The organism is Gilliamella sp. Nev6-6, assembly GCF_001690605.1.
GTDB lineage: Bacteria > Pseudomonadota > Gammaproteobacteria > Enterobacterales > Orbaceae > Gilliamella > Gilliamella apicola_C.
This window is the reverse complement of record NZ_LZHP01000067.1, coordinates 1-25,593: the sequence shown is the minus strand read 5'-3', so window position 1 is coordinate 25,593 and position 25,593 is coordinate 1. Positions and strand designations below refer to the sequence as shown.

Annotated in this window: 26 protein-coding genes; 8 read left to right on the top strand and 18 right to left on the bottom strand. The window is 35.9% G+C overall.

Annotated elements, in window-relative coordinates; genetic code table 11:
- Positions 1 to 73: 73 nt before the first annotated feature.
- From A9G42_RS14535 to A9G42_RS07995, 3 genes are read left to right on the top strand one after another with little or no spacing between them, the layout of a single operon-like run.
- Positions 74 to 190 (top strand): transposase, encoded by a 117-nt coding sequence (locus tag A9G42_RS14535; protein ID WP_141674760.1) that lies wholly within the window; start codon positions 74 to 76, stop codon positions 188 to 190.
- A gap of 18 nt (positions 191 to 208) precedes the next feature.
- Positions 209 to 331, top strand: coding sequence for a hypothetical protein (locus tag A9G42_RS14325; protein WP_255309190.1), 123 nt, complete (start codon positions 209 to 211; stop codon positions 329 to 331).
- Positions 331 to 1,155, top strand: coding sequence for an IS3 family transposase (locus tag A9G42_RS07995; RefSeq protein WP_082212049.1), 825 nt, complete (start codon positions 331 to 333; stop codon positions 1,153 to 1,155). Before A9G42_RS14325 ends, A9G42_RS07995 begins: the two co-directional genes overlap by 1 nt.
- Positions 1,156 to 1,417: 262 nt before the next feature.
- On the opposite strand, the gene A9G42_RS07990 is transcribed toward A9G42_RS07995, so the two are convergent.
- Positions 1,418 to 2,499 (bottom strand): IS3 family transposase gene (locus A9G42_RS07990; RefSeq protein WP_442903199.1). Its coding sequence is split into 2 segments (ribosomal slippage): positions 1,418 to 2,259 and positions 2,259 to 2,499, totalling 1,083 coding nucleotides; the frame shifts between segments, so codons are not numbered across the junction.
- On the opposite strand from A9G42_RS07990, the gene A9G42_RS14815 reads away from it, so the two are divergent.
- On the top strand, positions 2,489 to 2,800 hold the full coding sequence (locus A9G42_RS14815) for a hemagglutinin repeat-containing protein (RefSeq protein WP_082212046.1): 312 nt from the start codon (positions 2,489 to 2,491) through the stop codon (positions 2,798 to 2,800). The genes A9G42_RS07990 and A9G42_RS14815 overlap by 11 nt on opposite strands.
- Positions 2,801 to 2,972: 172 nt before the next feature.
- Here A9G42_RS14815 and A9G42_RS07980 read toward each other — a convergent pair whose 3' ends face one another.
- From A9G42_RS07980 to A9G42_RS07955, 6 genes are all read right to left on the bottom strand, one after another.
- On the bottom strand, positions 2,973 to 4,208 hold the full coding sequence (locus A9G42_RS07980; protein WP_065568148.1) for an MFS transporter: 1,236 nt from the start codon (positions 4,206 to 4,208) through the stop codon (positions 2,973 to 2,975).
- Positions 4,209 to 4,393: 185 nt separating this feature from the next.
- Positions 4,394 to 5,506, bottom strand: a complete 1,113-nt coding sequence (locus tag A9G42_RS07975; RefSeq protein WP_065568147.1) for a ribosomal protein uL16 3-hydroxylase — start codon at positions 5,504 to 5,506, stop codon at positions 4,394 to 4,396.
- The gene (locus tag A9G42_RS07970) at positions 5,496 to 6,281 is read right to left on the bottom strand and encodes a YchF/TatD family DNA exonuclease (protein ID WP_065653135.1); all 786 of its coding nucleotides are present in this window, start codon (positions 6,279 to 6,281) and stop codon (positions 5,496 to 5,498) included. Before A9G42_RS07970 ends, A9G42_RS07975 begins: the two co-directional genes overlap by 11 nt.
- 12 nt (positions 6,282 to 6,293) lie before the next feature.
- Positions 6,294 to 7,472, bottom strand: a complete 1,179-nt coding sequence (gene lapB, locus A9G42_RS07965) for a lipopolysaccharide assembly protein LapB (RefSeq protein WP_065653134.1) — start codon at positions 7,470 to 7,472, stop codon at positions 6,294 to 6,296.
- Positions 7,473 to 7,484: 12 nt separating this feature from the next.
- Complete coding sequence (locus A9G42_RS07960) at positions 7,485 to 7,790, bottom strand: LapA family protein (protein WP_065568144.1); 306 nt, start codon at positions 7,788 to 7,790, stop codon at positions 7,485 to 7,487.
- Positions 7,791 to 7,907: 117 nt separating this feature from the next.
- Positions 7,908 to 8,627 carry a phosphatase PAP2 family protein gene (locus tag A9G42_RS07955; protein ID WP_065653133.1) on the bottom strand — a complete coding sequence of 240 codons (720 nt, stop codon included), beginning with the start codon at positions 8,625 to 8,627 and terminating at the stop codon, positions 7,908 to 7,910.
- 102 nt (positions 8,628 to 8,729) lie between these two features.
- On the opposite strand from A9G42_RS07955, the gene ribA reads away from it, so the two are divergent.
- Positions 8,730 to 9,341 carry a GTP cyclohydrolase II gene (ribA, locus tag A9G42_RS07950; protein WP_065568142.1) on the top strand — a complete coding sequence of 204 codons (612 nt, stop codon included), beginning with the start codon at positions 8,730 to 8,732 and terminating at the stop codon, positions 9,339 to 9,341.
- A gap of 178 nt (positions 9,342 to 9,519) precedes the next feature.
- On the opposite strand, the gene A9G42_RS07945 is transcribed toward ribA, so the two are convergent.
- From A9G42_RS07945 to zipA, 4 genes are all read right to left on the bottom strand, one after another.
- Complete coding sequence (locus tag A9G42_RS07945) at positions 9,520 to 9,708, bottom strand: 2-hydroxymuconate tautomerase (RefSeq protein ID WP_065568141.1); 189 nt, start codon at positions 9,706 to 9,708, stop codon at positions 9,520 to 9,522.
- A gap of 9 nt (positions 9,709 to 9,717) precedes the next feature.
- The gene (luxS, locus tag A9G42_RS07940) at positions 9,718 to 10,233 is read right to left on the bottom strand and encodes an S-ribosylhomocysteine lyase (RefSeq protein WP_065568140.1); all 516 of its coding nucleotides are present in this window, start codon (positions 10,231 to 10,233) and stop codon (positions 9,718 to 9,720) included.
- A 71-nt stretch (positions 10,234 to 10,304) separates the two neighbouring features.
- Positions 10,305 to 12,335, bottom strand: a complete 2,031-nt coding sequence (gene ligA, locus A9G42_RS07935) for an NAD-dependent DNA ligase LigA (protein ID WP_065642427.1) — start codon at positions 12,333 to 12,335, stop codon at positions 10,305 to 10,307.
- A gap of 225 nt (positions 12,336 to 12,560) precedes the next feature.
- Positions 12,561 to 13,487, bottom strand: a complete 927-nt coding sequence (gene zipA / locus A9G42_RS07930) for a cell division protein ZipA (protein WP_179854631.1) — start codon at positions 13,485 to 13,487, stop codon at positions 12,561 to 12,563.
- Between the two features lie 402 nt (positions 13,488 to 13,889).
- Here zipA and A9G42_RS07925 point away from each other — a divergent pair, with 402 nt between their 5' ends.
- Positions 13,890 to 15,089 (top strand): efflux RND transporter periplasmic adaptor subunit, encoded by a 1,200-nt coding sequence (locus tag A9G42_RS07925; protein WP_065568138.1) that lies wholly within the window; start codon positions 13,890 to 13,892, stop codon positions 15,087 to 15,089.
- Between the two features lie 14 nt (positions 15,090 to 15,103).
- Positions 15,104 to 18,313, top strand: coding sequence for an efflux RND transporter permease subunit (locus A9G42_RS07920; protein WP_065653132.1), 3,210 nt, complete (start codon positions 15,104 to 15,106; stop codon positions 18,311 to 18,313).
- Between the two features lie 147 nt (positions 18,314 to 18,460).
- On the opposite strand, the gene ruvC is transcribed toward A9G42_RS07920, so the two are convergent.
- The 7 genes from ruvC to A9G42_RS14810 all read right to left on the bottom strand — a co-directional run bounded on the left by ruvC (position 18,461) and on the right by A9G42_RS14810 (position 23,770).
- The gene (gene ruvC / locus A9G42_RS07915) at positions 18,461 to 18,949 is read right to left on the bottom strand and encodes a crossover junction endodeoxyribonuclease RuvC (protein ID WP_065580330.1); all 489 of its coding nucleotides are present in this window, start codon (positions 18,947 to 18,949) and stop codon (positions 18,461 to 18,463) included.
- Positions 18,949 to 19,692, bottom strand: a complete 744-nt coding sequence (locus A9G42_RS07910; RefSeq protein ID WP_065568135.1) for a YebC/PmpR family DNA-binding transcriptional regulator — start codon at positions 19,690 to 19,692, stop codon at positions 18,949 to 18,951. The genes ruvC and A9G42_RS07910 overlap by 1 nt, the downstream gene beginning before the upstream one ends.
- A 184-nt stretch (positions 19,693 to 19,876) precedes the next feature.
- Positions 19,877 to 20,173, bottom strand: a complete 297-nt coding sequence (fis, locus tag A9G42_RS07905) for a DNA-binding transcriptional regulator Fis (RefSeq protein WP_034883623.1) — start codon at positions 20,171 to 20,173, stop codon at positions 19,877 to 19,879.
- 7 nt (positions 20,174 to 20,180) lie between these two features.
- Entirely contained in the window at positions 20,181 to 21,188 is a 1,008-nt protein-coding gene (gene dusB, locus A9G42_RS07900) for a tRNA dihydrouridine synthase DusB (RefSeq protein ID WP_065653131.1), read from the bottom strand.
- Between the two features lie 12 nt (positions 21,189 to 21,200).
- On the bottom strand, positions 21,201 to 22,091 hold the full coding sequence (prmA, locus tag A9G42_RS07895) for a 50S ribosomal protein L11 methyltransferase (RefSeq protein WP_065653130.1): 891 nt from the start codon (positions 22,089 to 22,091) through the stop codon (positions 21,201 to 21,203).
- The gene (gene panF / locus A9G42_RS07890; protein WP_065653129.1) at positions 22,066 to 23,526 is read right to left on the bottom strand and encodes a sodium/pantothenate symporter; all 1,461 of its coding nucleotides are present in this window, start codon (positions 23,524 to 23,526) and stop codon (positions 22,066 to 22,068) included. The genes prmA and panF overlap by 26 nt, the downstream gene beginning before the upstream one ends.
- A 7-nt stretch (positions 23,527 to 23,533) precedes the next feature.
- Positions 23,534 to 23,770 carry a YhdT family protein gene (locus A9G42_RS14810; protein ID WP_065568131.1) on the bottom strand — a complete coding sequence of 79 codons (237 nt, stop codon included), beginning with the start codon at positions 23,768 to 23,770 and terminating at the stop codon, positions 23,534 to 23,536.
- A gap of 174 nt (positions 23,771 to 23,944) precedes the next feature.
- Between A9G42_RS14810 and ilvC the strand changes: the two genes are divergently transcribed.
- Entirely contained in the window at positions 23,945 to 25,423 is a 1,479-nt protein-coding gene (ilvC, locus tag A9G42_RS07880) for a ketol-acid reductoisomerase (protein WP_065568130.1), read from the top strand.
- Positions 25,424 to 25,593 lie beyond the last annotated feature (170 nt).

Genomic DNA, 25,593 nt, shown 5'->3' with positions numbered 1-25,593 from the left:
TGTAACTATCCCCTAAAATAGTACAGCAAAAAAGTAGAAAATTCTCTATGATAAAAGAAAAGGGGATTTAATTATGAAAAAAATGACTGAACACCAAATCGTAGCTATTTTAAAAGAAGCAGAGGTAGGTGTACCCGTTAAAGAGTTGTGCCGTACATATGGCATGGGTAATTCAACTTTTTATAAATGACGGGAAAAATAGGACGGTATGGAAACGTCGGATATTAAACGCTTAAAGGAGCTTGAGGCCGAAAACCGTAAGCTTAAACAGATGTTTGCTGAGCTAAGTTTAAAATCACAGCATCAGGAACAAATCATAAAAAAGCTTTAGTGCCCACAAAGGCACGTAAAACGTGGGCACAGCAACTACAACAAAATCATTCGGTTACTATTGCTATGAGTTGTGCCATTGTTGGCTTAAGCCGTTGTGCTTACTATTATCAACCTAAGTTGCAGGATGACTCGGTGATTATTTCGGTGTTGAATGCTGTCACAGACCGGCATTTACGCTGGGGCTTTCCTAAATGTTTTAATCGTATCAGAAAGCTCGGCTATAAATGGAATCATAAACGTGTTTATCGAGTGTATTGTGAGTTAAAACTGAATCTTAAAACAAAACGAAAACAACGAATTCCACCTCGGGAGCCAGAAAAGTTATTGGCTCCCAATAAACAAGGTGAATGTTGGTCAATGGATTTTATGAGTGACAGTAGTCGTAATCAACGTCGCTTTAGGACATTCAATGTCATCGATGACTTTAACCGTGAGGCGTTAGGTATTGATATTGCAGTAAGCTTACCCGCAGGAAGGATTACCCGTTACTTAGATAAACTGGACGAATATCATGGGTATCCATTAAAAATACGGGTCGATAATGGGCCAGAATTTACAGGAAAAACCTTTACCAACTGGGCTAAATTACATTGTATAACCATTGATTATATCCAGCCCGGTAGCCCTTATCAAAATGGCTATATTGAACGATTTAATCGTACCTATCGTACTGAAGTGCTCGATTTATATCTATTTAATAATCTAGAACAAGCAAGAAAGGTAACCGAAGAATGGCTAACCATTTATAACACCGAAAGACTGCATGAGGCATTAAATAACATGACATCGATTGAATACAAAACACTAAAACAGGGTGCTTAATTTTCTACGTGAGTTGTGTACTAAGTTTGGGGGTATTTACACTATAATTCCAATAAAACAAAAATCTAATAAAACATTAACATCAAAACACTAAACAATAATCCAATATCAAATCTCAATCAAACAAAAACCAAAACCAAAACAAACGGTATAGACTCCTGAATTATTTTTACAAAATTGGTTGTAATTATCCTCTAACTTCCGCTTTAAAGGCAATGCCAATGTAAATACCCCAAACTTAGTACACAACTCACGTAGAAAATCATGCTGCTTGTTTTAGTGTTTTATACTCAATCGGTGTCATGTTATTTAATGCCTCATGCAGTCTTTCGGTGTTATAAATGGTTAGCCATTCTTCGGTTATTCTCCTTGCTTGTGCTAAGTTGTTAAAAAGATATAAATCGAGTACTTCAGTACGATAGGTACGATTAAATCGTTCAATATAGCCATTTTGATAAGGGCTACCGGGCTGGATATAATCAATGGTTATATCATGTGATTTAGCCCAGTTTATAAAGGTTTTTCCTGTAAATTCTGGCCCATTATCGACCCGTATTTTTAATGGATACCCATGATATTCGGCCAGTTTATCTAAGTAACGGGTAATCCTTCCTGCGGGTAAACTTACTGCAATATCAATCCCTAACGCCTCACGATTAAAGTCATCGATGACATTGAATGTTCTAAAGCGACGTTGATTACGGCTACTGTCACTCATAAAATCCATTGACCAACATTCACCTTGTTTATTGGGAACCGATAACTTTTCTGGCTCCCGAGGTGGAATTCGTTGTTTACGTTTTGTTTTAAGATTAAGCTTTAGCTCACAATACACCCGATATACCCGTTTATGATTCCATTGATAGCCGAGCTTTCTGATACGATGAAAACATTTAGGAAAGCCCCAGCGTAAATGCCGGTCTGTGATAGCATTCAATACCGAAATAATCACTGAATCATCCTGTAACTTAGGTTGATAATAGTAAGCACAACGGCTTAAACCAACAATGGCACAACTCATAGCAATAGTAACTGAATGATTTTGTTGTAGTTGCTGTGCCCACGTTTTACGTGCCCCAGTTGGCACTAAAGCTTTTTTATAATTTCTTCCTGAAGCTGAGATTTTAAGCTCAGTTCGGCAAACATCTGTTTAAGCTTGCGGTTTTCCGCTTCGAGTTCTTTTAGACGTTTGATATCCGACGTTTCCATTCCGCCGTATTTTTCTCGCCATTTATAGAAAGTTGAATTACCCATGCCATATTTACGGCACAGTTCTTTAACGGGAATACCCGCTTCAGCTTCTTTTAAAATAGCGACGATTTGATGTTCAGTCATTTTTTTCATCATTAAATCCTCTTTTACTTTTATCATAGAGAATTTTCTACTTTTTTGCTGTACTATTTTAGGGGATAGTTACACCAACTTTAGCCGAGAGCGAGAAAATGCGGACGGTAGTGCTTGGACAGAAAGCGTGATTGATGCGAAAAACAAACTCACCATCAAAACGGGCAACGACACTAACATCATAGGCAGCCAATTAAAAGGCAACACAGTCAACATGGATGTGGGTAACAACTTAAACATCCAATCACTGCAAGATACGGATCACTATAAAACCAATTATAAGCGGGTTCGCCGACATTGAGCTGATGGCTGGATATCACTAGCGCAATACCCAAATCCGTATTACCTTAATAACGCATTTATAGCGGCGAGTATAGTCTCATATTTTGGCGAGGATTAGTTATTATTAGGTTAAGTTGATATAAACGCTGATATAAAAGACAGAACAAGCGCCCTGTCTTTTATTTATCTATTTATTCTAGCGCTTTACCTTTTGTTTCAGGTATTAAAAAGACAAATGCAGCTGCTGATAATAAGTAAGCCGCTGAAAGTAATGCAAGTGCATAGCTAGTTGAGTATATTTCGGCTAAATAAGCGATAAGCACTTGGGATATTCCCGCGATACCTCGCCCAACGTTGAAGATAATATTTTCGGCGCTTGAGCGTGCATCAGTTGGATAATGTTCAGCAAGCAATGCACCGTATCCGCCCATCATGCCATTGACAAAAAAGCCAATGACTGAGCCAAATATGATTAATATCAACATATCCGTTTGATGGAAATAGAACCAAATCGAAACAGCTGAAATGAATAAAAATAGGATATAAGAAGGGCGACGGCCAAATTTATCACATAACCAGCCAAAAATTAAGATCCCTAATGACATGCCAATGGTGGTTGAAATGGTCCAAAACATGGTGTTTTTAAACGGTAATTTGAGTTCTGTTGCAATCATATTTGGCATCCAAACCATCAGCCCATAAAAGCCGAAGTTTTGTACAGCACAAGCAATGGTTAATCCTAGTGTTGTTGCTGTAGTTCGTGGAGTTTTAAATAATTTACCTATAGCAATTTGGTTTTTGTTTTGGTTTTTTAGATTTTGCCATATTTCTGGCTCTTTTAATCCATTACGTGTCCATGCAACAAATAGAGCAGGTAGAACCCCCATGGCAAACGCCCAGCGCCAACCATAAACTTCACCAATAAAGTTTACCGTTAGTGCAGCCAAAATGATACCGACTTGAAAGCCTAATGCCACAATTGATGTGGCTCTTGAACGTTTATGTTTAGGCCAGCTTTCAGAAACTAAGGTCATACCAATGCCGAATTCGCCACCAAGTCCAAGCCCACTTAAAAAACGGAATATCAAAAAACATTCATAGTTAGGTGAAATTGCACATAACCCAGTAAAGAGGGAGAATATCAAAATTGTCCATGAAAAGACTTTTACTCGTCCATATTTATCTGCAAGCACCCCAAATAAAATACCACCCAATACTGCGCCAAGTAAGGTTACTGATGTTAAAGTTCCTAAATCTGTTTTTGTTAGGTTAAAACTGACTGAAATTAGGTTAAAGCAGACGGCTAAAATCATCATATCCATGCCATCCAGTGCATAACCTACTGTGGATGCAAAAAGTGTTTTCTTTTGATATGGGGTTGTGTGTTCACTTTCAGCTTGCGTGGCGAAGTCTACGTCAGGTTTCATGTTTACCTCTAGTTATTAAAATAGATAGTTACTTAAAATTTGTGTTTTATGGTGTTTAATTTGTGATTAAACGGCAGGTAAATTATAGCGGGGCAAGTATATACTTAAAACTTATAAAAAGCCAAGTTTAAAGCTTTTAAATTGTATTTTTATCCACCTATTTTATTATCGGTGGATAAGTTATGTTATTCTTCAGTAAAATACCAATAGCCTTTGTTGACAAAATCATGCATTACTTGAAGTGTATTTTTGTCTTGTATCTGTTGGTAACATAGTGTGTCTGTTTTACAAAGCAGATCAATAATTGGCATAGGTAAATCAATTTTTTCACCATGAATGTAGCCAAAATCACCCACTTTAAGTATACGAATGCTGGGAACCCGATGCAACTGTGCGCCATTTTTTAGTAGTGATTCAAATTCATAATAATCGTATGGCGTTTCAACTGGGATAATATTTAAATCGTGCATAGGTATTGTAATATGCTTGCCAAACCAGTCGTTGAATAATTTGGGTGTTTTGATTAAGTCGATGAGTTGATCTTGTATTTTTGCAAGTTCATAAGGTTGGATTCGGTACGGATCGTCAGGTAGCTTCAAATCTTTATCTTGATAATAAATAGCTGTTGGTAAGTTATCAATGATATAATCGGCAAAGTTACTTAGCAATGTTTGCGATGTTTGCGTTATAAAACCGACAGAATAACTTAATGATTCACCAATTGATACGCCATTATGTGGACAACCTAGGGGGATGTATAAAATATCACCAGCGGTGATCTCTTCGTCAATGATTGGTTGATAGTCTTCAACATGCAATAATGCTTTGTGTGCACTATATTGCTTATAATTTTGATTGCGATCACCTACTTGCCAACGTCTACGCCCCATACCTTGAATAATAAAGACATCATAATTATCAATGTGTGGTCCAACGCCAGCACCTTGTGTTGCATAAGAAATCATTAAGTCATCAAATTGCCATTGTGGAAGGCATTTAAATGGTTCAATTAAGCGCGCTGCTTGCGTATGCCAATGATCAACGGCTTGAACTAGCAAGCTCCAATGATCTTCACCTAAGTCATCATATTGGGTAAATGGCCCAAATTGCGCGTCCCAGATACCATTTTTATTCGATACGATACGGCTATCTATCTCTTCTTCCATTGCTAGACCTGCTAGTTCATCAGGCGTAATAGGATCAATAAAATTAGCAAACGCTTTACGCAAGATTACAGGCTTTTTTTGCCAATAGTTTGTTAAAAAATCATCCCAATCAATGGCTAATTTATAATTCATTTAATTTTCCTTGCAGATTGAATAATTGACAAAAATTATACGTGGTTTTTTGTGCGATCTGTTCCAATGAAACACCTTTTAACACAGATAAATATTGTGCAACTTCACGAACATAAGCGGGTTGATTTTCTTTTCCTCGGTATGGAACAGGGGCAAGATAAGGAGAGTCTGTTTCGACCAAAATACGATCAAGCGGTACATATTTAGCAACTTCTCGCAGATTTTCGGCATTTTTAAAGGTGATAATCCCTGAAAATGAAATATAAAAACCAATGTCTAATAGTTGTTTTGCGGTTTCGATGTCTTCTGTGAAGCAGTGTAGTACACCTGAATAGACATGCTCGTCTTTTAATATTTTTAAAGTGTCTTGTTTAGCATTACGGGTATGAACAATAATTGGTTTGCTGAACTTTCGACCTAGTCGAATATGTTCTTTAAATATAGTTTGTTGTAATTCTAGGTTGTCTTGTTGGTAATAGTAATCGAGCCCTGTTTCTCCAAGTGCTACAACGTTGTCTTCTTGTGCTAAGATTTCAAATCTTTCCGCATTGTACGTTTCATCATCAAGGTTAAGCGGATGAATTCCACATGAAAACGAGCATTGATTTTTGTAGGGCAAAAGTTGCTTTTTCATCGATTCATAGCCCGATAATGTTGTTGCCACGCTTAAGCAGTGTTTAACATCGTTGTTGTTTGCTTCTTGTAAAACATCTTCGATAGATTTAGTACTAAAATCCAAGCTGTCCAAATGACAGTGGGAATCAATTAAAAACATAAAGATCTCTTTTTATTTATCAGAAAGTTGTTCAAAATCACGAACGGGTTTGATTGTGGACCAAGAACGGCAAGCTGGGCATAACCAATAAATGGAATTAACTGTAAATCCACACTTTTGGCATCGATAATTGGGCACTGCTTTTATTTGTTCTCCCACCATGTTGCGTAAAAGTAAAAGACTTTGTTTTGCTTTGCCTTGTTCCGCATCAGCAACATGATAATCCATTAATCGATAAAATCCTTTTAAGTTAGGATGTTTAAGTAATTCACGATACATGTAGTATTGTGCTGCATCTAGACCTTTTTGTTTTTCAATAAGATCGGCAAGCATTAATTCAGCTACACTGCCAGAGTCTTGATCGACACATAATTGTAAAAATTGCTGAAATTCATGTTGGTTATTTAATTTTAAATAGCACTCTTTTAATAAAGGTAACGCTTCGCCAATAAAGGCTTTATCTTGCTGTAAGATTTGTTGAAAACAGTTGATAGCTTGCTCTGTTTTATTTTGGATCATAAAAATTCGTCCTTGCATGAGCGAAGTTCGAGCGCATTTTGTGTCAGCGTTTGCTGATTTTTGTAATAAACTATTTGCTTTGTCAAGCTCATCATTAGCAATAGCCTGTGATGCTAATTCGCAGTAAAATTGTGCAATGTCGGTTTTATATTTTTCATTACCAAGTTTGACCAGTTTTGACGCCATGTTAATGGCATTTATCCATTCGCTGGTTGATTGATAGATGATGATAAGTTGTTGCAATGCGTATTGTTGGAAATCCTCTTCATCAATTAATTGTAAAAACATCTCTTCGGCACGATCGTAAAGACCTGCAACCATATAATCACGACCAAGCTGTTGAATGGCTAATAGTCGTTGTTCAAACGTTAAAGACGAGCTTTCTAATAGCGCTTGGTGAATTCGTATTGCTCTGTCAACTTCTCCCCGTGAGCGAAATAAGTTACCTAATGTTAAATGAGCTTCAAGCGTGCCTTCATCTTCTTTTAACATGTCTAAGAAAAGATCGACGGCTTTATCTTTTTGGTTAGACAAAAGAAAGTTCAACCCATCTACATATTCACGAGATAGGCGATTAGATTGGTTTAGATGTTTTTGTTTAGCATTTCTGTCACCCATATACCAACCGTATCCAGCCGCAATAGGAAGTAACAGAAATAACAGTTCAAACATAGTAATCTGTTCTTAATGGTTTTTAGTTAAGTTTAATTGTTGATGATTAGCCATGCTTTCATCATATTTTTTTTGTAGCTTGTTCAGTTTTCGTTTTGTTGATGAATGCTGTAATTTAGATTTTATAAAGAAAATACCAGTTAAGATCCAACCAACAAGGAAACCAGAACCAAATAAAATGGCTAATAACACCGATAAGCGGATTTCAGTTTTAGCAACCAAATAATTAAATGTGACAATTTGATCATTGGACGAGCCTATCGCAATTGAGATAGCAAAGATGATAATTATTAATAAAATTGAGATAACAAATTTCATAATGTTGACCTTTCTTTTTTATTTTTAGTTAAAACGTTTTTGTTTATTATACCTGTTTATTTATACAAATTGCTTTGGCCAGTTAATCTATCTATCAACTATAGTGACGTTCGAAAATTACCTTTCTACTATATGCCATTTTCTATTACAAAAACAGCAGATTAATGAAATTATCCATGCAATTAATACGCTTGCTATTATATCAATAGGGCTGTGCATTCCTAATAATAATCGGCTGATTTCAATTAATATCGACCAAATAATCATAACCGATGTTATCACATAATGCTGTTTGAATTTCAGTAATAGCAAAGCTAAAAAAGCCCAAGTTACAGCAAATAAAGTATGCCCAGACGGAAATGAAAAACTAGTTTCATTTTGCCAGTGGTAAGATAACCAACTTGGGATTGTAGATGAATTTTTAAATAATTGCTGGATAAACTCTTTTTTTTCTGATGTCGTTTGTGAATAAAATTGTTGTTTACTAATATTAAATTCTTTTTCCATCCAAAGTACATAAGGCCTTGGTTCAGCTGTTTGCAATTTTAAAAAGTGTTTAATTATTTGCCCACTTAATATTGCGCTAACAAGAAGCAACCATAATAATATAATTTTATTTTTGGTTTTACTGGACTGTAATAGGCAAAAGACTAAAAATAAAATTGTCGATGTAATTATTGCCCAAGGAAAGCTTGCTGTTTCAGTTATTAAGAATAAATATTTAGATGTATTATTTAATGATGCTGGTTGCCAATGCCAATTTATGGCTATAATAATTAAAGGTGCAATCAAGAAAATAGCTAGTATGGCTATTGTTTTTTTTATTACTAAACCCATTTATAAACTCAATTAAGTATAATCTTGCTTAATATTTTAGCATAGAAGATAAATTTATTTTTATAAAATATTTTTTATGTTTTACTTAAAACGGAGACAATAATGCAATTAAAACGTGTTGCACAAGCAAAACTGCCAACGCCATGGGGATGTTTTACTATTGTTGGATTTGAAGAAATTGCAACAAAAAAGGATCATGCTGCATTAGTATTTGGTGATATATCCGATGATACACCAGTTCTTACAAGAATTCATTCTGAATGCTTAACTGGCGATGCGCTTTTTAGTTTACGCTGTGATTGTGGTTTTCAGTTAGAGGCAGCTTTAAAACAAATTGCAAAAGAAGGCAAAGGTGTTTTAATTTACCATCGCCAAGAAGGACGTAATATAGGTTTACTAAATAAAATTAGGGCTTATGCGTTACAAGATCAAGGTTTAGATACTGTTGAAGCCAATGAAAAGTTGGGTTTTGCAGCCGATGAACGTGATTTTACTCTATGTGCTGATATGTTGACGTTATTAGGTGTATCTCAGATACGTTTATTAACCAACAATCCAGAAAAAATAAGAGTGCTTGAACAGTCTGGAATTAAAATTACGCAACGTGAGCCATTGGAAGTTGGCGAAAATCCTAATAATGAACACTATTTAGAAACAAAAGCAAGCAAGATGGGGCACTTACTTCATTTGCATCACTGTCATTGTAAACATTAAGCTTTTGGTTAAATAGCGGTCAATTCATTTATGATTGAATGTTTATAAAACAGCAAAAGTTGTTAGAATAAAAAATCTCAAATGTTTTATATTTGAGATTTTTTTACAAAATGTAATATAAGAGCGATTTTAACTTATTGATCTTGTCTGTTTTACCAATAATTTTTTAATGTTAATATCAATCTTTATCACTGCGCAGCACGCCACCATTAGCGATCTGATCTTTTGATATTTCGTGCATGATAATTTGTACGGCTTCTGGCTTGCAGTTGAGGGTTTCAACAATAGCATTAGTGACGCGTTTTGCCATTTCTCTTTTTTGCTCTATTGTACGACCTTCTAAAAAGTCGATAACGACATTTGGCATAGTTTGCTCCTAGTTATTTATTTTAGCTAGTTGTTCATCCGTCAATGCAATTTCATCATTATGACATATGCCAATACCCGATTTTATAATTTGTTCAGCAATGGCTTTGGCTTCATCTAATGAGTGCATTTTATAAGTACCACACTGATATTCGTTTAATTCAGGAATCTGGTCTTGTGATTTTACAGCTAATACTGCATGCATTGATTTTTGCCATGCATCAACAACTAATTCCTCGTTGGGTTTGCCAATTAAGCTCATGTAAAATCCTGTACGGCATCCCATTGGTGAGATATCGATGATTTCAATTTTATCACTGTTGAGATGCTCACGCATAAATCCTGCAAATAAATGCTCTAATGTATGAATCCCTTTTTCAGGTAAATTGTCTTTGTTTGGAATAGTAAAGCGAAGATCAAACACAGTAATGTCATCGCCTTTTGGGGTTATCATTGTTTTTGCAATTCGCACAAAAGGTGCTTTCATTTTTGTATGATCAACTTTAAAACTATCTAATAAAGGCATAATATCCTCCTTGTTTTTTTGATACTCGTTATTTTAATCAATCTATTAATTAGCACCAATAAAATTTATATTTATTGAGCAATTAAATTTAGCATTTCCTGCTCGTCAATCACTTTTATTCCCAGTTCTTGGGCTTTATTTAGTTTAGATCCAGCGGCTTCTCCAGCAATAACTAGATCGGTGTTTTTTGATACGCTACCTGTTACTTTGGCACCGAGTTGTTTTAATTTGTTTTTGGCTTCATCTCGTGTTAAAACCGATAAAGTACCAGTTAATACTATAGTTTTACCTGAAAAAGGTGAATTAGAGTCAGATTTTTGTTCTTGTAGATTAAGATCTTGCCAGTGAATGCCAATTTCATTGCTGGTTAATTGTTCAATGACATCGCGATTATGCGGTTCTTGGAAAAAGTCTATAATGCTTTCTGCAATAACGGCGCCAATGTCATTTACTGTTTGTAGCTGTTCAAGTGAGGCATTTTCAATCGCCGGTAAACTGCCAAGCTGGTTAACCAGATTCTCGGCTGTAACTTCACCAACATTGGGAATGCCAAGCGCAAAGATGAAGCGGTTTAATGTTGTATTTTTAGATGCTTCTAGTGCATTTAGTAAATTATTAGCAGATTTTTCGCCAACTTTATCTAAGCTACATAGCATTGGCAGTGTTAGTTTATATAAATCTACAGGCGTTTTAACATAATCTTTATCAACTAATTGCTCGATAAGTTTATCACCCATCCCATCTACGTTCATTGCTCGGCGTGAAACAAAGTGCTTTAAGGCTTCTTTGCGTTGTGCTGGGCAAATTAGACCTCCTGCACAACGTGAAACGGCTTGACCTTCGTCTCGAACTATTTGTGAGCCACAAATTGGGCAGTGCGTTGGAAATATGATTTCTTTTGTGTTTTTGGGTCTTTTATCTAATATAACAGCAACAATTTTAGGAATAACATCACCTGCTCGACGTATTGTTACATAGTCACCTTCACGGATACCTAATCGAGCAATTTCATCACTATTATGTAATGTTGCATTGCTGACAATAACACCCGCCACTGAAACAGGTTTAAGTCTGGCTACGGGAGTAATTGCTCCTGTGCGTCCAACTTGAAAGTCTACTTTGTTTAATTGTGTCACTTCTTCTTGGGCGGGAAATTTAAATGCGGTAGCCCATCTTGGTGCACGAGCAACAAAGCCCAGTTTATTTTGTTGTTCAATGCTATTGACTTTGATGACCACTCCGTCGATATCAAAATCTAATGACATTCGTTGTTCACCAATTTGTTTAAAATAGTCTAAAGCAGCTTGCGCACCTTGACGTTTTTCTACTTTATCACTCACTGGTAATCCCCACGCTTTAAATTGCATTAAGCGATCATAATGAGTGTTAGGTAATGCAACACCTTCGACAATGCCTACACCGTAACAAAAAAAGGTCAGAGGCCGTTTAGCGGTGATTTTAGGATCCAATTGTCTTAATGAGCCAGCGGCTGCGTTACGTGGATTGGCAAATATTTTTTCATTGCGTTTTTCTGCGTCTGAATTGAGTTTTTCAAATCCTTTATGTGTCATAAATACTTCACCGCGCACTTCTAATCGAGTTGGGATATTGTCACCTTTTAAGATTAGTGGAATCATTTTTATGGTTTTTACATTTGCGGTGATGTCTTCGCCAGTTGTTCCATCGCCTCGTGTTGCGGCTTGTATAAAGTGCCCATTTTCATAAAGTAGGCTGACGGCAAGTCCATCAAGTTTGAGCTCACAACAATATTCAACATGTTCATTGTCATTAAAATGAAGACGATCTTTAACACGTTTGTTAAATGCAATAAAACCAGTATCATCAAAGACGTTATCAAGTGATAGCATAGGTATTTCATGCTTTATCGATGAAAATTGCTCTAATGGGGTGCCACCAACCCGTTGTGTTGGTGAATCGGGAGTAATAAGAGCTGGATATTGTTGTTCTAATGTTTGTAGCTGTTTTATTAATTTATCATATTCAACATCGGGAATTTCTGGGGTGTCAAGTACATAATAACAGTACTCATGATGCCTAATTAGGCTTCGTAGCGAGGTCAATTGTTCTGTTATATCTTCAATCGATTCAGTTAAATTTACTGAGTGTTCATTTTTATTCGATAGGGACATGATAATAGGCTCTTAAATTAAAACGTCGGGTTTGGGAATATTATTACAACTTTAATTGAAATAATGTATGACTAAATGAGATCATTTAAATAAACATTTTTCATCAATATTCATTCGCACTCACCAACCGTGGTTGGTGATTTGTGTTAAATTTACTGATAAATATTGATGTTGTGGTTAAATTTTGTTACAAGATTTTTTAATTCGCTCTTTGTAACTGTCGATTTTTTGTGGTGTCAGCATATGGTGTTCATCATCTAATACCACACCGTTGACATCATCCGCTATGCGTTGTGCTGTTTGTAACATTAATTTGAAGTTTTGCTGGTTGTTACCTTCAGTTGGAGCTATCATAAAAATAGATACCCCTGGAGTGGTAAATTCATGCATGGTTTCAGGATCCAGATATCCTGGTGTGACCATATTAGCTAAACTAAATAATATTGAGCCGTTACCTGCAGGATCTACATGGCGGTGAAAAATTCTCATATCACCAAATTGAAAACCTGATTGCATAATACTTGCAAGTAGTACATCACCTTGAAGTAATTTTCCATTAATACCGGTGACATTTAATACGATAATTTCGGTTGCGGGATCCTCTTCATTTATATCTAGTTTTTCAGGTTTGTTGTTATGGTTAATTTGATTATTGGTATCAATATTAACATCAACATCAACATGTTTTTCCTTGGTTGTTTGGATTAGATTAAGTTGTTGTTCATTTTCAAAAAGGTCATGATTTTCGTCGATAGCGGGTTCTTTTGCTACGTCTGTATTAATTTTGGGCTGCTCATCCCGATCAGTAAATAAATCATCTTGCTGTGGTATATTTTCTTTTATAGATTCATTGATAATTACTTTATTTTCAACGATTTCATTATTTTTTGTTGTTTTTGGGGTGAGTAAAATGACCTCATCCTCTTTTTCTATATCATTTGTAGGAAAGTTTTGATCTTGTTGCGCGTTTTGTGAAAATTTTTCTTTTTTATCTGAACTAAAAAGTGAAGATCGTTCCTTTTTATTAATCCAAAATCCATGGATGAACAATGCAATAATGACTAAGGATGCAACAACAACTAGAACAATACGTAAATTATCCATAATAACCATCTCTGTATTAAATTAAATATAGACTTAAATTATTCAATCATATTTTGAAAAAAATGATTATGGAGTATAGCAATGTAAATATTAATTTCTTTAACAATCTAGATTAATCTTCATTAAAGCAACCCCACCTAGTTTTTAGTATAACATTTTCTTTGAAATACGTTATAGCACTAAAAATTAATTAATATATATTACTTGATTTCTGACAATATTCATAATTATCAATATATATTTTTAATATCATAACTTAGTTCTTCATTTTTTAGAACTCCGTGCTATTAACTTGTAAAGTTACTTACAATTTATGCATATTTTTTGTAAAATCGCCAATTACGTTTAAAGATAAGATCTATTTTTAATAAAATAATTATTAAGTGTACTGAGGTCATTTTTATGAGATTTAACAAGCTATTATTAGCCTTGCCTGTGGCGCTTGCCAGCCTACTTTTACTAACAAGTTGTGATAATGGTAAACCGCAGAGGGGTTTACCAAAGGTAACTGTATTTAAGGTTGAGCCATTAAGTTATACATTAAAAATTAATTTACCAGGTAGAGTTGTCGCATCTCAAATTGCCGAAATTAGACCTCAAGTGAGTGGTATTGTTTTAAAACGTGAGTTTGATGAAAGTTCAAATGTTAAGGCAGGTCAGTCTCTTTATCAGATAGATCCAGCTATTTATCAAGCTAACTATGATAGTGCGGTAGCTAGTGTTGCTAGTGCTAAAGCAAATGCAAATATTGCTCAACTTACTCTTAAGCGTTATGCTGGATTATTAAATAGTAAGTCGATTAGTCAACAAGATTACGATAAAGCTGCCGCTGATGCTAAGCGAGCCGAAGCTGCAGTATTAGTTGCACAAGCGGCAGAGCATACAGCTAAAGTCAATTTGGATTATACGAAAGTGTATTCGCCGATTGATGGCTATATTGGTAAATCAAGTATTACCGAAGGCGCTTTGGTTTCAGCAGGGCAACCTTCCCCATTAGCATTAGTTCAACAACTTGATCCTATTTATATTGATATGACTGAAGCAGCAACTCGTTACAATAAATATCTTCAAGATGAAAATGTAATTTATGAACCAATTAAGAGCAATAATGTTGAACTCTTTTTCAGCGATGGTTCAAAATATCCCGAAGCTGGTACTATTAAATTCTCTGATATGACGGTTAACGAAACAACAGGTACTGTAACTTTACGTTCGCAATTTTCAAATAATGATGGAAAGATTTTACCAGGTATGTTTGTTAAACCTAGACTAACATTAGGCATAATAAAAAACGCTATACTTGTTCCACAAAAAGGAATTACGAGTAATCAATTTGGACAATATACTGCAAAAATTTTAAAACCAGATAATACAGTAGAATATCGCCAGGGTATCCAAGTATATGCAGGAATAGGTGGCTACTGGATTGTAACAAAAGGGATTAATGCAGGAGAAGAAGTCATTATCACTGGATTACTTAATTTAACCGCTGTCGAAAAGCCAATTAAAGATGCCCCTCCAATGAAAGTAACAAAAATAGGTGATCCTGATAAGCTTTCGCAGGAGCAATTAGATGGTATTCTCCAAAATAGTATGAAATAAGGGTAGATTGAATTATGGCTAAGTTTTTTATTGATAGACCAGTGTTTGCATGGGTAATTGCTATCATGATGATGCTAGGCGGTGCCTTATGTATAAAGTTGCTGGCTGTTGAACAGTACCCAGATATTGCTCCCCCTTCTGTAACTGTTAGTGCAACTTATCCGGGTGCTGATGCACAAACTATTGAAAATACAGTAACTCAGTTGATTGAACAAAATTTAACAGGGCTAGATAACCTCATTTATATGAAATCAACCAGTAGTGCACAAGGCTTTGTTCAAACAACATTGACTTTTGCGCCTGGTTCTAATCCTGATTTTGCTCAAGTGCAAGTTTTAAATAAGATAGAGAGTATTAAGTCTCGCTTACCTGAGAGTGTGCAAAAAAATGGCGTATCTGTTGCTAAAAACAATACCAGCTTTTTAAAAGTTGTTGGTTTTTATTCAACTAATCCGAAAAAAACACAGGCTGATATAGCTGACTTCGTCTATTCTACTGTGCAAGATCAAATTCGGCGAGTTCAAGGGGTGGGTGATACTCAATTATTTGGTTCTGAATATGCTATGCGTATCTGGCTTGATCCCAATAAATTAACCTACTTTAATCTATCAATTGAAGAAATTATTGCAGCCATTCAAGCGCAAAATGCACAAGTAACCGCTGGACAGTTAGGCGCTTTACCTGTAAATGAAGGGCAAGAGCTTAATGCAACCATTACCGCACAATCGCGTTTAAAAACACCTGAACAATTTCAAAATGTTCTTGTTCGAGTTAATACCGATGGTTCTAACATTTTATTAAAAGATGTGGCAATCGTTGAAATTGGCGCGTCGGATTATAACTTTATCTCTCATTATAATGGCAATGTATCAGCTGGTCTCGGGATATATTTAGCAACGGGCGCTAACCAATTAGATACTTCGGTAAAGGTAGATAAAAAATTAGAAGAGTTATCTCAAATTTTTCCAGAAGATATTAAATATTCTTTTCCATATGATACAACTCCATTTGTTAAGTTATCCATTAACAATGTAATTCATACATTAATTGAAGCAATCATTTTGGTTGTTATTGTCATGTATGTATTTTTACAAAATCTTCGATCGACACTTATACCTACCATCACTGTACCTGTTGTATTATTGGGGACATTTGCGATCCTCTATATTTGTGGATTTACCATTAACACCTTATCCATGTTTGCTATGGTACTTGCGATTGGATTATTGGTGGATGATGCAATAGTTGTTATTGAAAATGTTGAACGTATCATGCATGATGAGGGGTTATCGCCTTATGATGCAACGGTTAAGTCGATGGAGCAAATCACTTCAGCATTAGTTGGGATTGCTGTTGTTTTATCTGCTGTATTTGTGCCGATGGCGTTTTATGGTGGTGCTGCAGGGGGAATCTATCGCCAGTTTTCAATTACCATAGTAACGGCAATGGGATTATCAGTATTGATGGCGATTATATTGACGCCGGCACTTTGTGTGCAGATTTTGAAAGCGCCGTCTAAAAATAAAGTTAAGAAAAGTTCATTAGGTGAGAAATTAGAGTCGGTCCCTCCATTTAGTTGGTGTTCAACAGGCACTAAACGCTTTTTTAAGTGGTTTAACCACTTTTATGATAAAAGTTTACGTTCTTATGAGAAAAGCGTTATTAAGGTTATCCGTAAGCCTATAATTGCTTTTGTTTGTTATGCTTTAATACTGGTTGGATTGTTATTCGGTTTTAACCGTTTACCTACAGGTTTTTTACCAAACGAAGATCAGGGCGTGCTTTTGGTTTTAGTTGAATTACCACCGGGTTCCACATTAGAGCAAACCATGTCAGTTTTAAATAAAACCTCTCGTTTTTATACTGAAGAAAAAGTAAATTCTGTTGAGGAAATATTTACTGTTGCTGGTTTTAGCATGGTTGGTCGTGGGCAAAATATGGGGATGGGTTTTATCCGATTAAAAAATTGGGATGAGCGCAAACGTGCCGATCAAAAAGTTAACGCTTTAGTTGGAGACGGCATGAGATTTGCGTCAACCATAACCGAAGGTCGTGTAATTGTAACTAATTTACCAGCAGTGCCATCTTTAGGTATGGCTAATGGTTTCTCTTATATGCTTAAAGACACTGCGGGATTAGGGCATCAAGCATTAGTTGCTGCGTTTTTCCAAATGCTTGAGCAAGCCTCTCATCATCCTGATTTGCAACAAGTACGTCCGGCTAGTATGTTAGATGTTCCTCAATATAAAATTAATGTTGATTTTGAAACGGCTCAAGCCCTTGGTGTCTCAGTCAGTAGCGTCAATACTGTATTATCAACCGCTTTAGGTTCTGCATATATTGATGACTTTGTTTATAATAACCGCGTAAAAAAAGTTTACTTACAATCAGAAGCACCATACCGTATGTTGCCTGATGATTTTAGTTATTGGCATGTCAAAAATAAAAATGGGCAAATGGTACCTTATGATGCATTTGCGAGCACATCAAAAACTTATGGTTCACCCTCTTTAGAACGTTATGATGGTGTAGCAGCAATGGGTATAAGTGGTTTAGCTGCGCCTGGGATGAGTTCTGGTCAAGCAATGACTGTGATGGAAGAATTATCAAAACAGTTACCAAAAGGTTTTACATTTGATTGGACAGGCATTTCGTATCAGGAACGTCAAACAGGCTCACAAACAACGACACTTTATATTATTTCAATCATTGTGGTATTCTTGTCACTAGCCGCATTATACGAAAGCTGGACAGTACCTATTTCGATTTTGTTCATTATTCCTCTTGGTATTTTGGGAACTGTTTATGCAACGATGTTTAGAGGACTTGATAATGATATTTACTTTATCGTTGGTTTATTGACCACTATGGGGCTGTCAGCTAAAAATGCTATTTTGATTGTTGAATTTGCCAAGGATGCGCTTGAAAAAGAAGGTAAATCGTTAATAGATGCAACACTTGAAGCTTGTCGTTTGCGTCTACGCCCAATTTTGATGACTTCATTTGCCTTTATTCTTGGTGTACTACCGCTAGCATTAAATAGTGGTGCTGGTTCTGCAAGTCAAAATGCAGTAGGTACTGGGGTAATTGGTGGTATGTTAACAGCAACATTTTTAACTATATTTTATGTGCCGTTATTCTTCTTATTTATAACTAAATTATTTACTAAACATAAAAATAAAGCTGTGTTACCAACCAACTGCTCAAAAGCAAAAACTGAATAGTTAGTTTTAATGCATGTACCGAATTGCATATTGGGCATGCATTTTCAATGCGATATTAAGATAAAAAATACGCCAATTTATTGGCGTATTTTTTTGTCTATATTTTTTGTTTATAGATGTGTACCATTACTTGATATTTAGTATATGTTACTTACGGGACTGTATTAACTGTTGGCTGGTATGCGCGTGGGTAATTGCTATAGCTAAAGCGTCAGCGGCATCGGCTTGCGGGCTAGCTGGTAATTTTAATAATAATTTTACCATATGCTGTACTTGTTTTTTATCAGCAGCACCAGTTCCTACTACACACTGTTTAACTAAACGAGCAGCATACTCAAAAACTGGTAAATTATTATTAACCGCAGCGACAATAGCAGCACCTCTGGCTTGACCTAATTTTAACGCAGAGTCGGCATTACGAGCCATAAATACTTGCTCAATAACAAATATATCGGGTTGAAATTGGAGTATAATTTCACTGACACCTGCATATACCCGTTTTAAACGAGTAGGCAGATCATCAACAGAAGTACGGATACATCCACTGCCAAGATAGGAAAGTTGACGCCCAGTTTGACGGATTACACCGTAACCCGTCAAACGAGAGCCAGGATCGATGCCAAGAATAATGGCCATTAGAGCGTTGCTGCGACCTCGTCAGAAACTTCACCGTTATGATAAACTTCTTGAACATCATCGCAATCTTCGAGCATATCAATCAGACGTAATAATTTTGGTGCAGATTCAATATCAAGATCGACTTTTGTTGCTGGGATCATTGATACTTCAGCGGCTTCAGCAACTAATCCTGCTGCATCAAGTGCATCTTTTACTTCACCAAATGTTTCAGGTGTGGTAAAAACATCAATAGCGCCATCATCGTAAGTAACAACATCATCAGCACCTGCTTCAAGCGCAGCATCCATCACTTGATCTTCATTGGTACCCGTCGGATATGAAATAACTCCTTTTTTGGTAAATAAATATGAAACTGAACCATCAGTACCTAAATTGCCACCTGTTTTAGTAAAGGCGTGGCGCACTTCTGATACGGTACGATTACGATTATCACTTAAGCATTCAACCATGACAGCAGTACCAGCAGGGCCATAGCCTTCATAAATGATTGTTTCCATATTGCTATCATCTTCACCACCAACACCACGAGCAACGGCTCGATTCATGGTATCGCGGGTCATATTATTTGATAATGCTTTGTCCATTGCTGCACGTAACCGTGGATTTGACGCTGGATCGCCGCCACCAAGTTTTGCTGCGGTTACCAACTCACGAATAATTTTGGTAAATATTTTACCGCGTTTTGCATCTTGCGCTGCTTTACGGTGTTTGGTATTGGCCCATTTACTATGACCTGCCATAAAATTCTCCAGATTAAATAATTTTAAAATCGCTGTATTTTAACAAACTTTTACTTAAAATTCATTATCAATATGTTTATTCATTTTTGATAGATTGATTATAGTGATTTTTTTTAGTTGTTAGCAAAAAGCGCCTTATGTGAAGGCGCTTTTTTGTCATAGTATAATATAAAACAATAGGTGATTAACTCATTCCATACTGTTTTAGTTTTTTGCGTAGTGTACCGCGGTTGATACCAAGCATGTTAGCTGCTCTAGTTTGATTACCACGTGTATATTGCATAACCATATCAAGGAATGGATGTTCAACTTCAGCTAACACTAACTCATATAGATCAGTAGGGTCTTCACCATTTAATTGAGATAAATAGTTTTTTAAAGCTTGCTTCACTGAATCCCGCAAAGGTTTTTGTGTTATTTGGTCTTGAGAATTTACAGTCGTAAATTTAAGTGCTGCAGCTGTAACGCGTTGTTCTGACATAGTATTCTTAACTCTTTGGGTTATTTCTAATTTGACTAAAAAATGCTTTTAGTGTGCTTACTTGCTCTCTTGTATTACTAAGTACACTAAAAAAGCGCCTGAATTGATCGCTGTCAGCATAATTCTTGGTATACCAATTTACATGCTTTCTGGCAATCCTTAATCCTTTGTATTCTCCATAGAATTGATAAAGCTCATCAAGATGCGATAACACAACTTGCTCTACTTCATCAATACTTTTATTTTTTTGTAACTGTCCATGTGTTAAATAGAATGCAATTTCTTCAAATATCCAAGGTCTCCCCTGTGCCGCTCGACCGATCATTATAGCATCGGCCTGCGTATATTGAAAAACATCTTTTGCCTGTTCTGGTGTACAAATATCTCCATTGGCAATTACAGGAATAGTAACGTTTTCTTTAACTGCCTTAATCGAGTCATATTCAGCCACACCGTTGAATAAGCATGCACGTGTTCTTCCATGAATAGTAATTGCCTTTATGCCACAATCCTGTGCAATTTGTGCGATTTCAATGCAATTTCTATGATCTTTATTCCATCCAGTCCGCGTTTTTAATGTTACCGGCACATTGACTGCGCCGACAACTTTCTGCAAAATATTTTTAATAAGTTTAGGATACTGCATTAAGGCAGATCCAGCCAATTTTTTATTGACCTTTTTTGCAGGGCATCCCATGTTAATATCAATTAATTGGGCGCCATGTTTGACGTTAAACTCAGCAGCTCTTGCCATTTCATCAGGATCTGAACCGACAATTTGTACTGCACGAATACCAATATCATCACTTGCTTTCATTCGCAAAGCTGATTTATCAGTATGCCAAACATCCGAATTTGCTAAAAACATTTCTGAAACTGTCATACCAGCACCAAATCGATAACATAAATTACGAAATGGTTTATCGCTGATTCCAGCCATTGGTGCAGCAATTAAATTATTCTTTAATTTTACTTCACCAATGCTAAGCAAATTAAGGTCGGCTATATTACGCATTTTTTTTCTAACTTAAAAGGGGGTAATGTTATTTTTTTTACTTTTTTTGCCAGTGATACGGCACCACTCTTCTTGTTCAACTACAGGGTCTAGTTCAAAATGGGGTTGATAAGCCATGCAAACACTAGATGATTGGCTGGACAAAATACCAGATAACCCTAGCTTACCTTGTGATTTTACTAATTTGCTTATATGTGGCTCAAGCTCTTTTAATGGCCCAGCTAAAATGTTGGCAACAACAACATCTGCCTGTAAATCATTAGGGATATCTTTTGATAAATAAAGTTCTAGTTTTTCGCTAACATCGTTACGCTGTGCATTGTCTCGGCTAGCTTGGATGGCTTGAGGATCGATATCAATACCAATTACACGTTTTGCACCTAATTTTAGTGCTGCAATGGCTAAAATACCTGATCCGCAACCATAATCAATAACCAATTTATCTGTAAGATCTAAACTATCGAGCCAAGTTAAGCATAATGCAGTAGTTGGATGAGTACCTGTGCCAAATGCTAAGCCTGGATCCAACATAACATTAACTGCGTTTGAATTAGGTACCTCGCGCCAGCTTGGGCAAATCCAAAGGCGTTTACCAAATTGCATAGGGTGAAAGTTATCCATCCACTCACGTTCCCAATTTTTATCTTCTAATTGCTCAATTTTGTAAGAATATTGTTCAATATTTAATATTGTTTTTAATTCATCAATGTCTGTTTGCGCATCATATAACCCAATAACATCGGTATCTCCCCAAAGTTTAGTTTCACCCGGTAAAGGTTCAAAAACAGGATTATCATAAGTATCTTGAAATGTGACCGATACTGCACCTGATTCTTCTAACTGCTCGCTGATTTGTTCAGCAAGTTTGTTAGTTGTGTTAATTTTGAGTTGAATCCAAGGCATAATTTTTCTCTCTATTACAAAATATACCGAATATATTGGCTATAATAAAAACAATTAATCCAATAGTTAAAGATGGCACAATTGGATGAAGTGATAGTAGTTTAATATTATAGCCAGCTAATAATGTGTAACTCACTGCTCCAGCAAGCATTGAGTAAAGCGCACCAGTTGCATTGGCTTTTTTCCAATATAATCCAAGGACTAATGGCCATAAAAATACTGCTTCAAGCCCACCAAAAGCGAGTAAATTTAGCCAAATTATCATATCTGGTGGATTCCAAGCAGCCAAAATAAGTAATCCGCCAAAAATAAAGGTGATAATAACGGATAGGCGAGTTAGCATTTTATCACTATAGCTTTTACTATGTCTTGTGCTTAAAAATAGGTCTTTAATTATTACCGATGAAACTTGTAATAATTGAGCATTAATTGTTGACATAATAGCAGCAAGTGGCGCAGCCAAAAAGATTCCAGCAGCAAAAGGGGGTAATACCTTGATGATCAATGTCGGCACTATTTGATCAGGAATTGTTAGATCATCAACAATAGCACGACCTAAAGCGCCAGATAGGTGCATTGTGAGCATGATAATGGTAACAACAATAGTACCAATAATAATCCCCTGATGTACAGCTTTGCTGTCTTTATAAGCCATACAGCGCACAGCGGTATGAGGTAAACCAACTACACCAAAACAGACTAATATCCAAAATGAAGCCATGAACGGAAAATCCATAAAATCATTTGGTCCTTGTGGTGTTAGCAGTGCGGGATCAATTTGTGCTAATCGAGTGATAATTGCCGTAATTCCACCACCATTATAAATGATAGCCCCAAGTAATAATATAGCACCAATGATCATTATTAAACCTTGAAATGCATCATTTAAAATGCTAGCTCTAAAGCCACCAAAAGCGGTGTAAATTACAGTGCCAATACCAAATATTAATAATCCAGTATGATAAGGAATACCAACTGAAGATTGAAGTAAGCGAGCACCACCGACAAATTGTACTGTCATTGCGCCAATAAAGGCAACGACAAGCGCTATGCTTGCAAACCAAACAATAAGTTTACTTCGGTAATGGGCATAGAGCATATCACTTAAGGTAATTGCATTATATTTACGTGCTAAAATCGCAAATTTTTTACCTAAAATACCAAGTGAAAGTAAAACGGTAGGGACTTGAATCATGGATAGCAATACCCATCCAAGGCCAAGTTTATAGGTTGCACCAGGACCACCAATAAACGAGCTGGCACTAATATAAGTTGCAGCTAATGTCATGGCGAGTAGAAATCCACCCATAGTTCGATTACCAATAAAGTAATCAGTAAATTGATTTACTTTTTTGCGTTTAACATAAGCATAAATTGATAACGCAAATACAAAAATAAGGTAGATAACAAGCGGTAAAATAATATCAAAATGCATTGGTTAATCACTTAGTTTGTTCTAACGAGATATTTTTGAATTGAAATTTTACAACTACCCAACACAGCAATATAAAACCTAAAGGTACCATAATGCAAGATAGTTCAAACCACAATGGGAGTCCTAAAAAACCTAGTTTATTGCTAACGCAATAAGCACAAACAACCCAGCTAAGAAGATAAATAAAAGTTAATAATAACGATAGTTTAGCTTCTTTATTTGCTTGCTTATATCGAGCATCCATATTGATTTATTGGTGAATTGAAGGTGGCTTAGATTAAAAGAAAGTACTTAACTTAGCAAGTTTATTGCGATTTATGCAATATAATCTTTTAAATATATCAATTTTAGCAATAACAAAAGTAATATATAGTGCTTGATAAATTGATTATGAATAATTCAACTCATGGAGAGAATAATGTCAAATTATTTTAATACACTAAATTTACGTGAAAAATTAGAACAACTAGGTCAATGCCGTTTTATGGCTCGCAATGAATTTGCGTCGGAAGCTGATTTTCTAAAAGGTAAGAAAATTGTAATTGTTGGTTGTGGTGCTCAGGGACTGAACCAAGGTCTTAATATGCGTGACTCGGGTTTAGATATTGCTTATACATTACGTAAAGAGGCTATTGCTGAAAAGCGTGCATCATGGAAAAAAGCAACCGAGAATGGTTTTAAAGTTGGCAGTTACGAAGAGTTAATTCCTACAGCAGATCTTGTTATTAACTTGACACCAGACAAACAGCATTCAGCTGTTGTACAAGCTATCCAACCATTGATGAAACAAGGTGCAACGTTAGGTTATTCACACGGTTTTAATATTGTTGAGGTTGGGGAAAAGATTCGACCCGATATCACTGTTGTAATGGTAGCACCTAAATGCCCAGGCACAGAAGTGCGTGAAGAGTATAAACGTGGCTTTGGAGTGCCTACACTTATTGCTGTTCACCCAGAAAACGATCCAAAAGGTGAGGGGTTAGCTATTGCTAAAGCATGGGCAGCAGCAACTGGTGGGCATCGAGCGGGTGTTTTACAGTCATCGTTTGTCGCTGAAGTTAAGTCAGATTTAATGGGAGAGCAAACCATTCTTTGCGGCATGTTACAAACAGGATCATTACTTTGTTTTGATAAATTAGTGTCAGATGGTGTTGATCCAGCTTATGCATGTAAATTACTCCAATTTGGTTGGGAAACGATCACTGAAGCCTTAAAACAAGGGGGTATTACTTTAATGATGGATCGTTTATCAAACCCAGCTAAATTAAGAGCAAATGCTTTAGCAAAAGAATTAAAAGTGATCATGACTGATCTTTATCGTAAACATATGGATGATATTATTTCTGGCGAGTTTTCATCAACGATGATGAAGGACTGGGCTAATGATGATGTTAATCTGCTTAAATGGCGTAAAGAAACTGGCGAAACCGCATTTGAAAAAGCCGCCGAATATCAAGGTAAAATTGACGAGCAAGCTTATTTTGATCAAGGCGTTGTTATGGTCGCGATGGTTAAGGCTGGTGTTGAACTTGCTTTCGAAACTATGCTTGAATCTGGTATTTTACCTGAATCAGCTTATTATGAATCATTACATGAATTACCACTTATTGCTAATACTATTGCGCGTAAGCGTTTGTATGAAATGAATGTCGTCATTTCAGATACAGCTGAGTATGGTAACTATCTGTTTGCTAATGCAGCGGTACCATTGCTAAGAGAGAAATTTATGCCAATGTTGCAATCTGGTGATCTTGGTAAAGCGATTCCAGAAGGCCGTGTTGATAATGCTTATTTACGTGATGTAAATGACGAAATTCGCAATCATCCAATCGAAATTATTGGGCGAAAACTGCGTAGCTATATGACAGATATGAAACGTATTAATGTTGCAAGTTAAACTATGTTATCACGGAATAGAAAGGTGCTCAAAAGCACCTTTTTTATTTAAAATTATGCTTTAAAGTTTATTGTAAAAACTATTCAGAAAATAGTGGATCTGAGTATAGAATAAATAGATTAAAAACGCTCAAAATTAGATCATCTTTATTTTAATGATTTAAATAGATA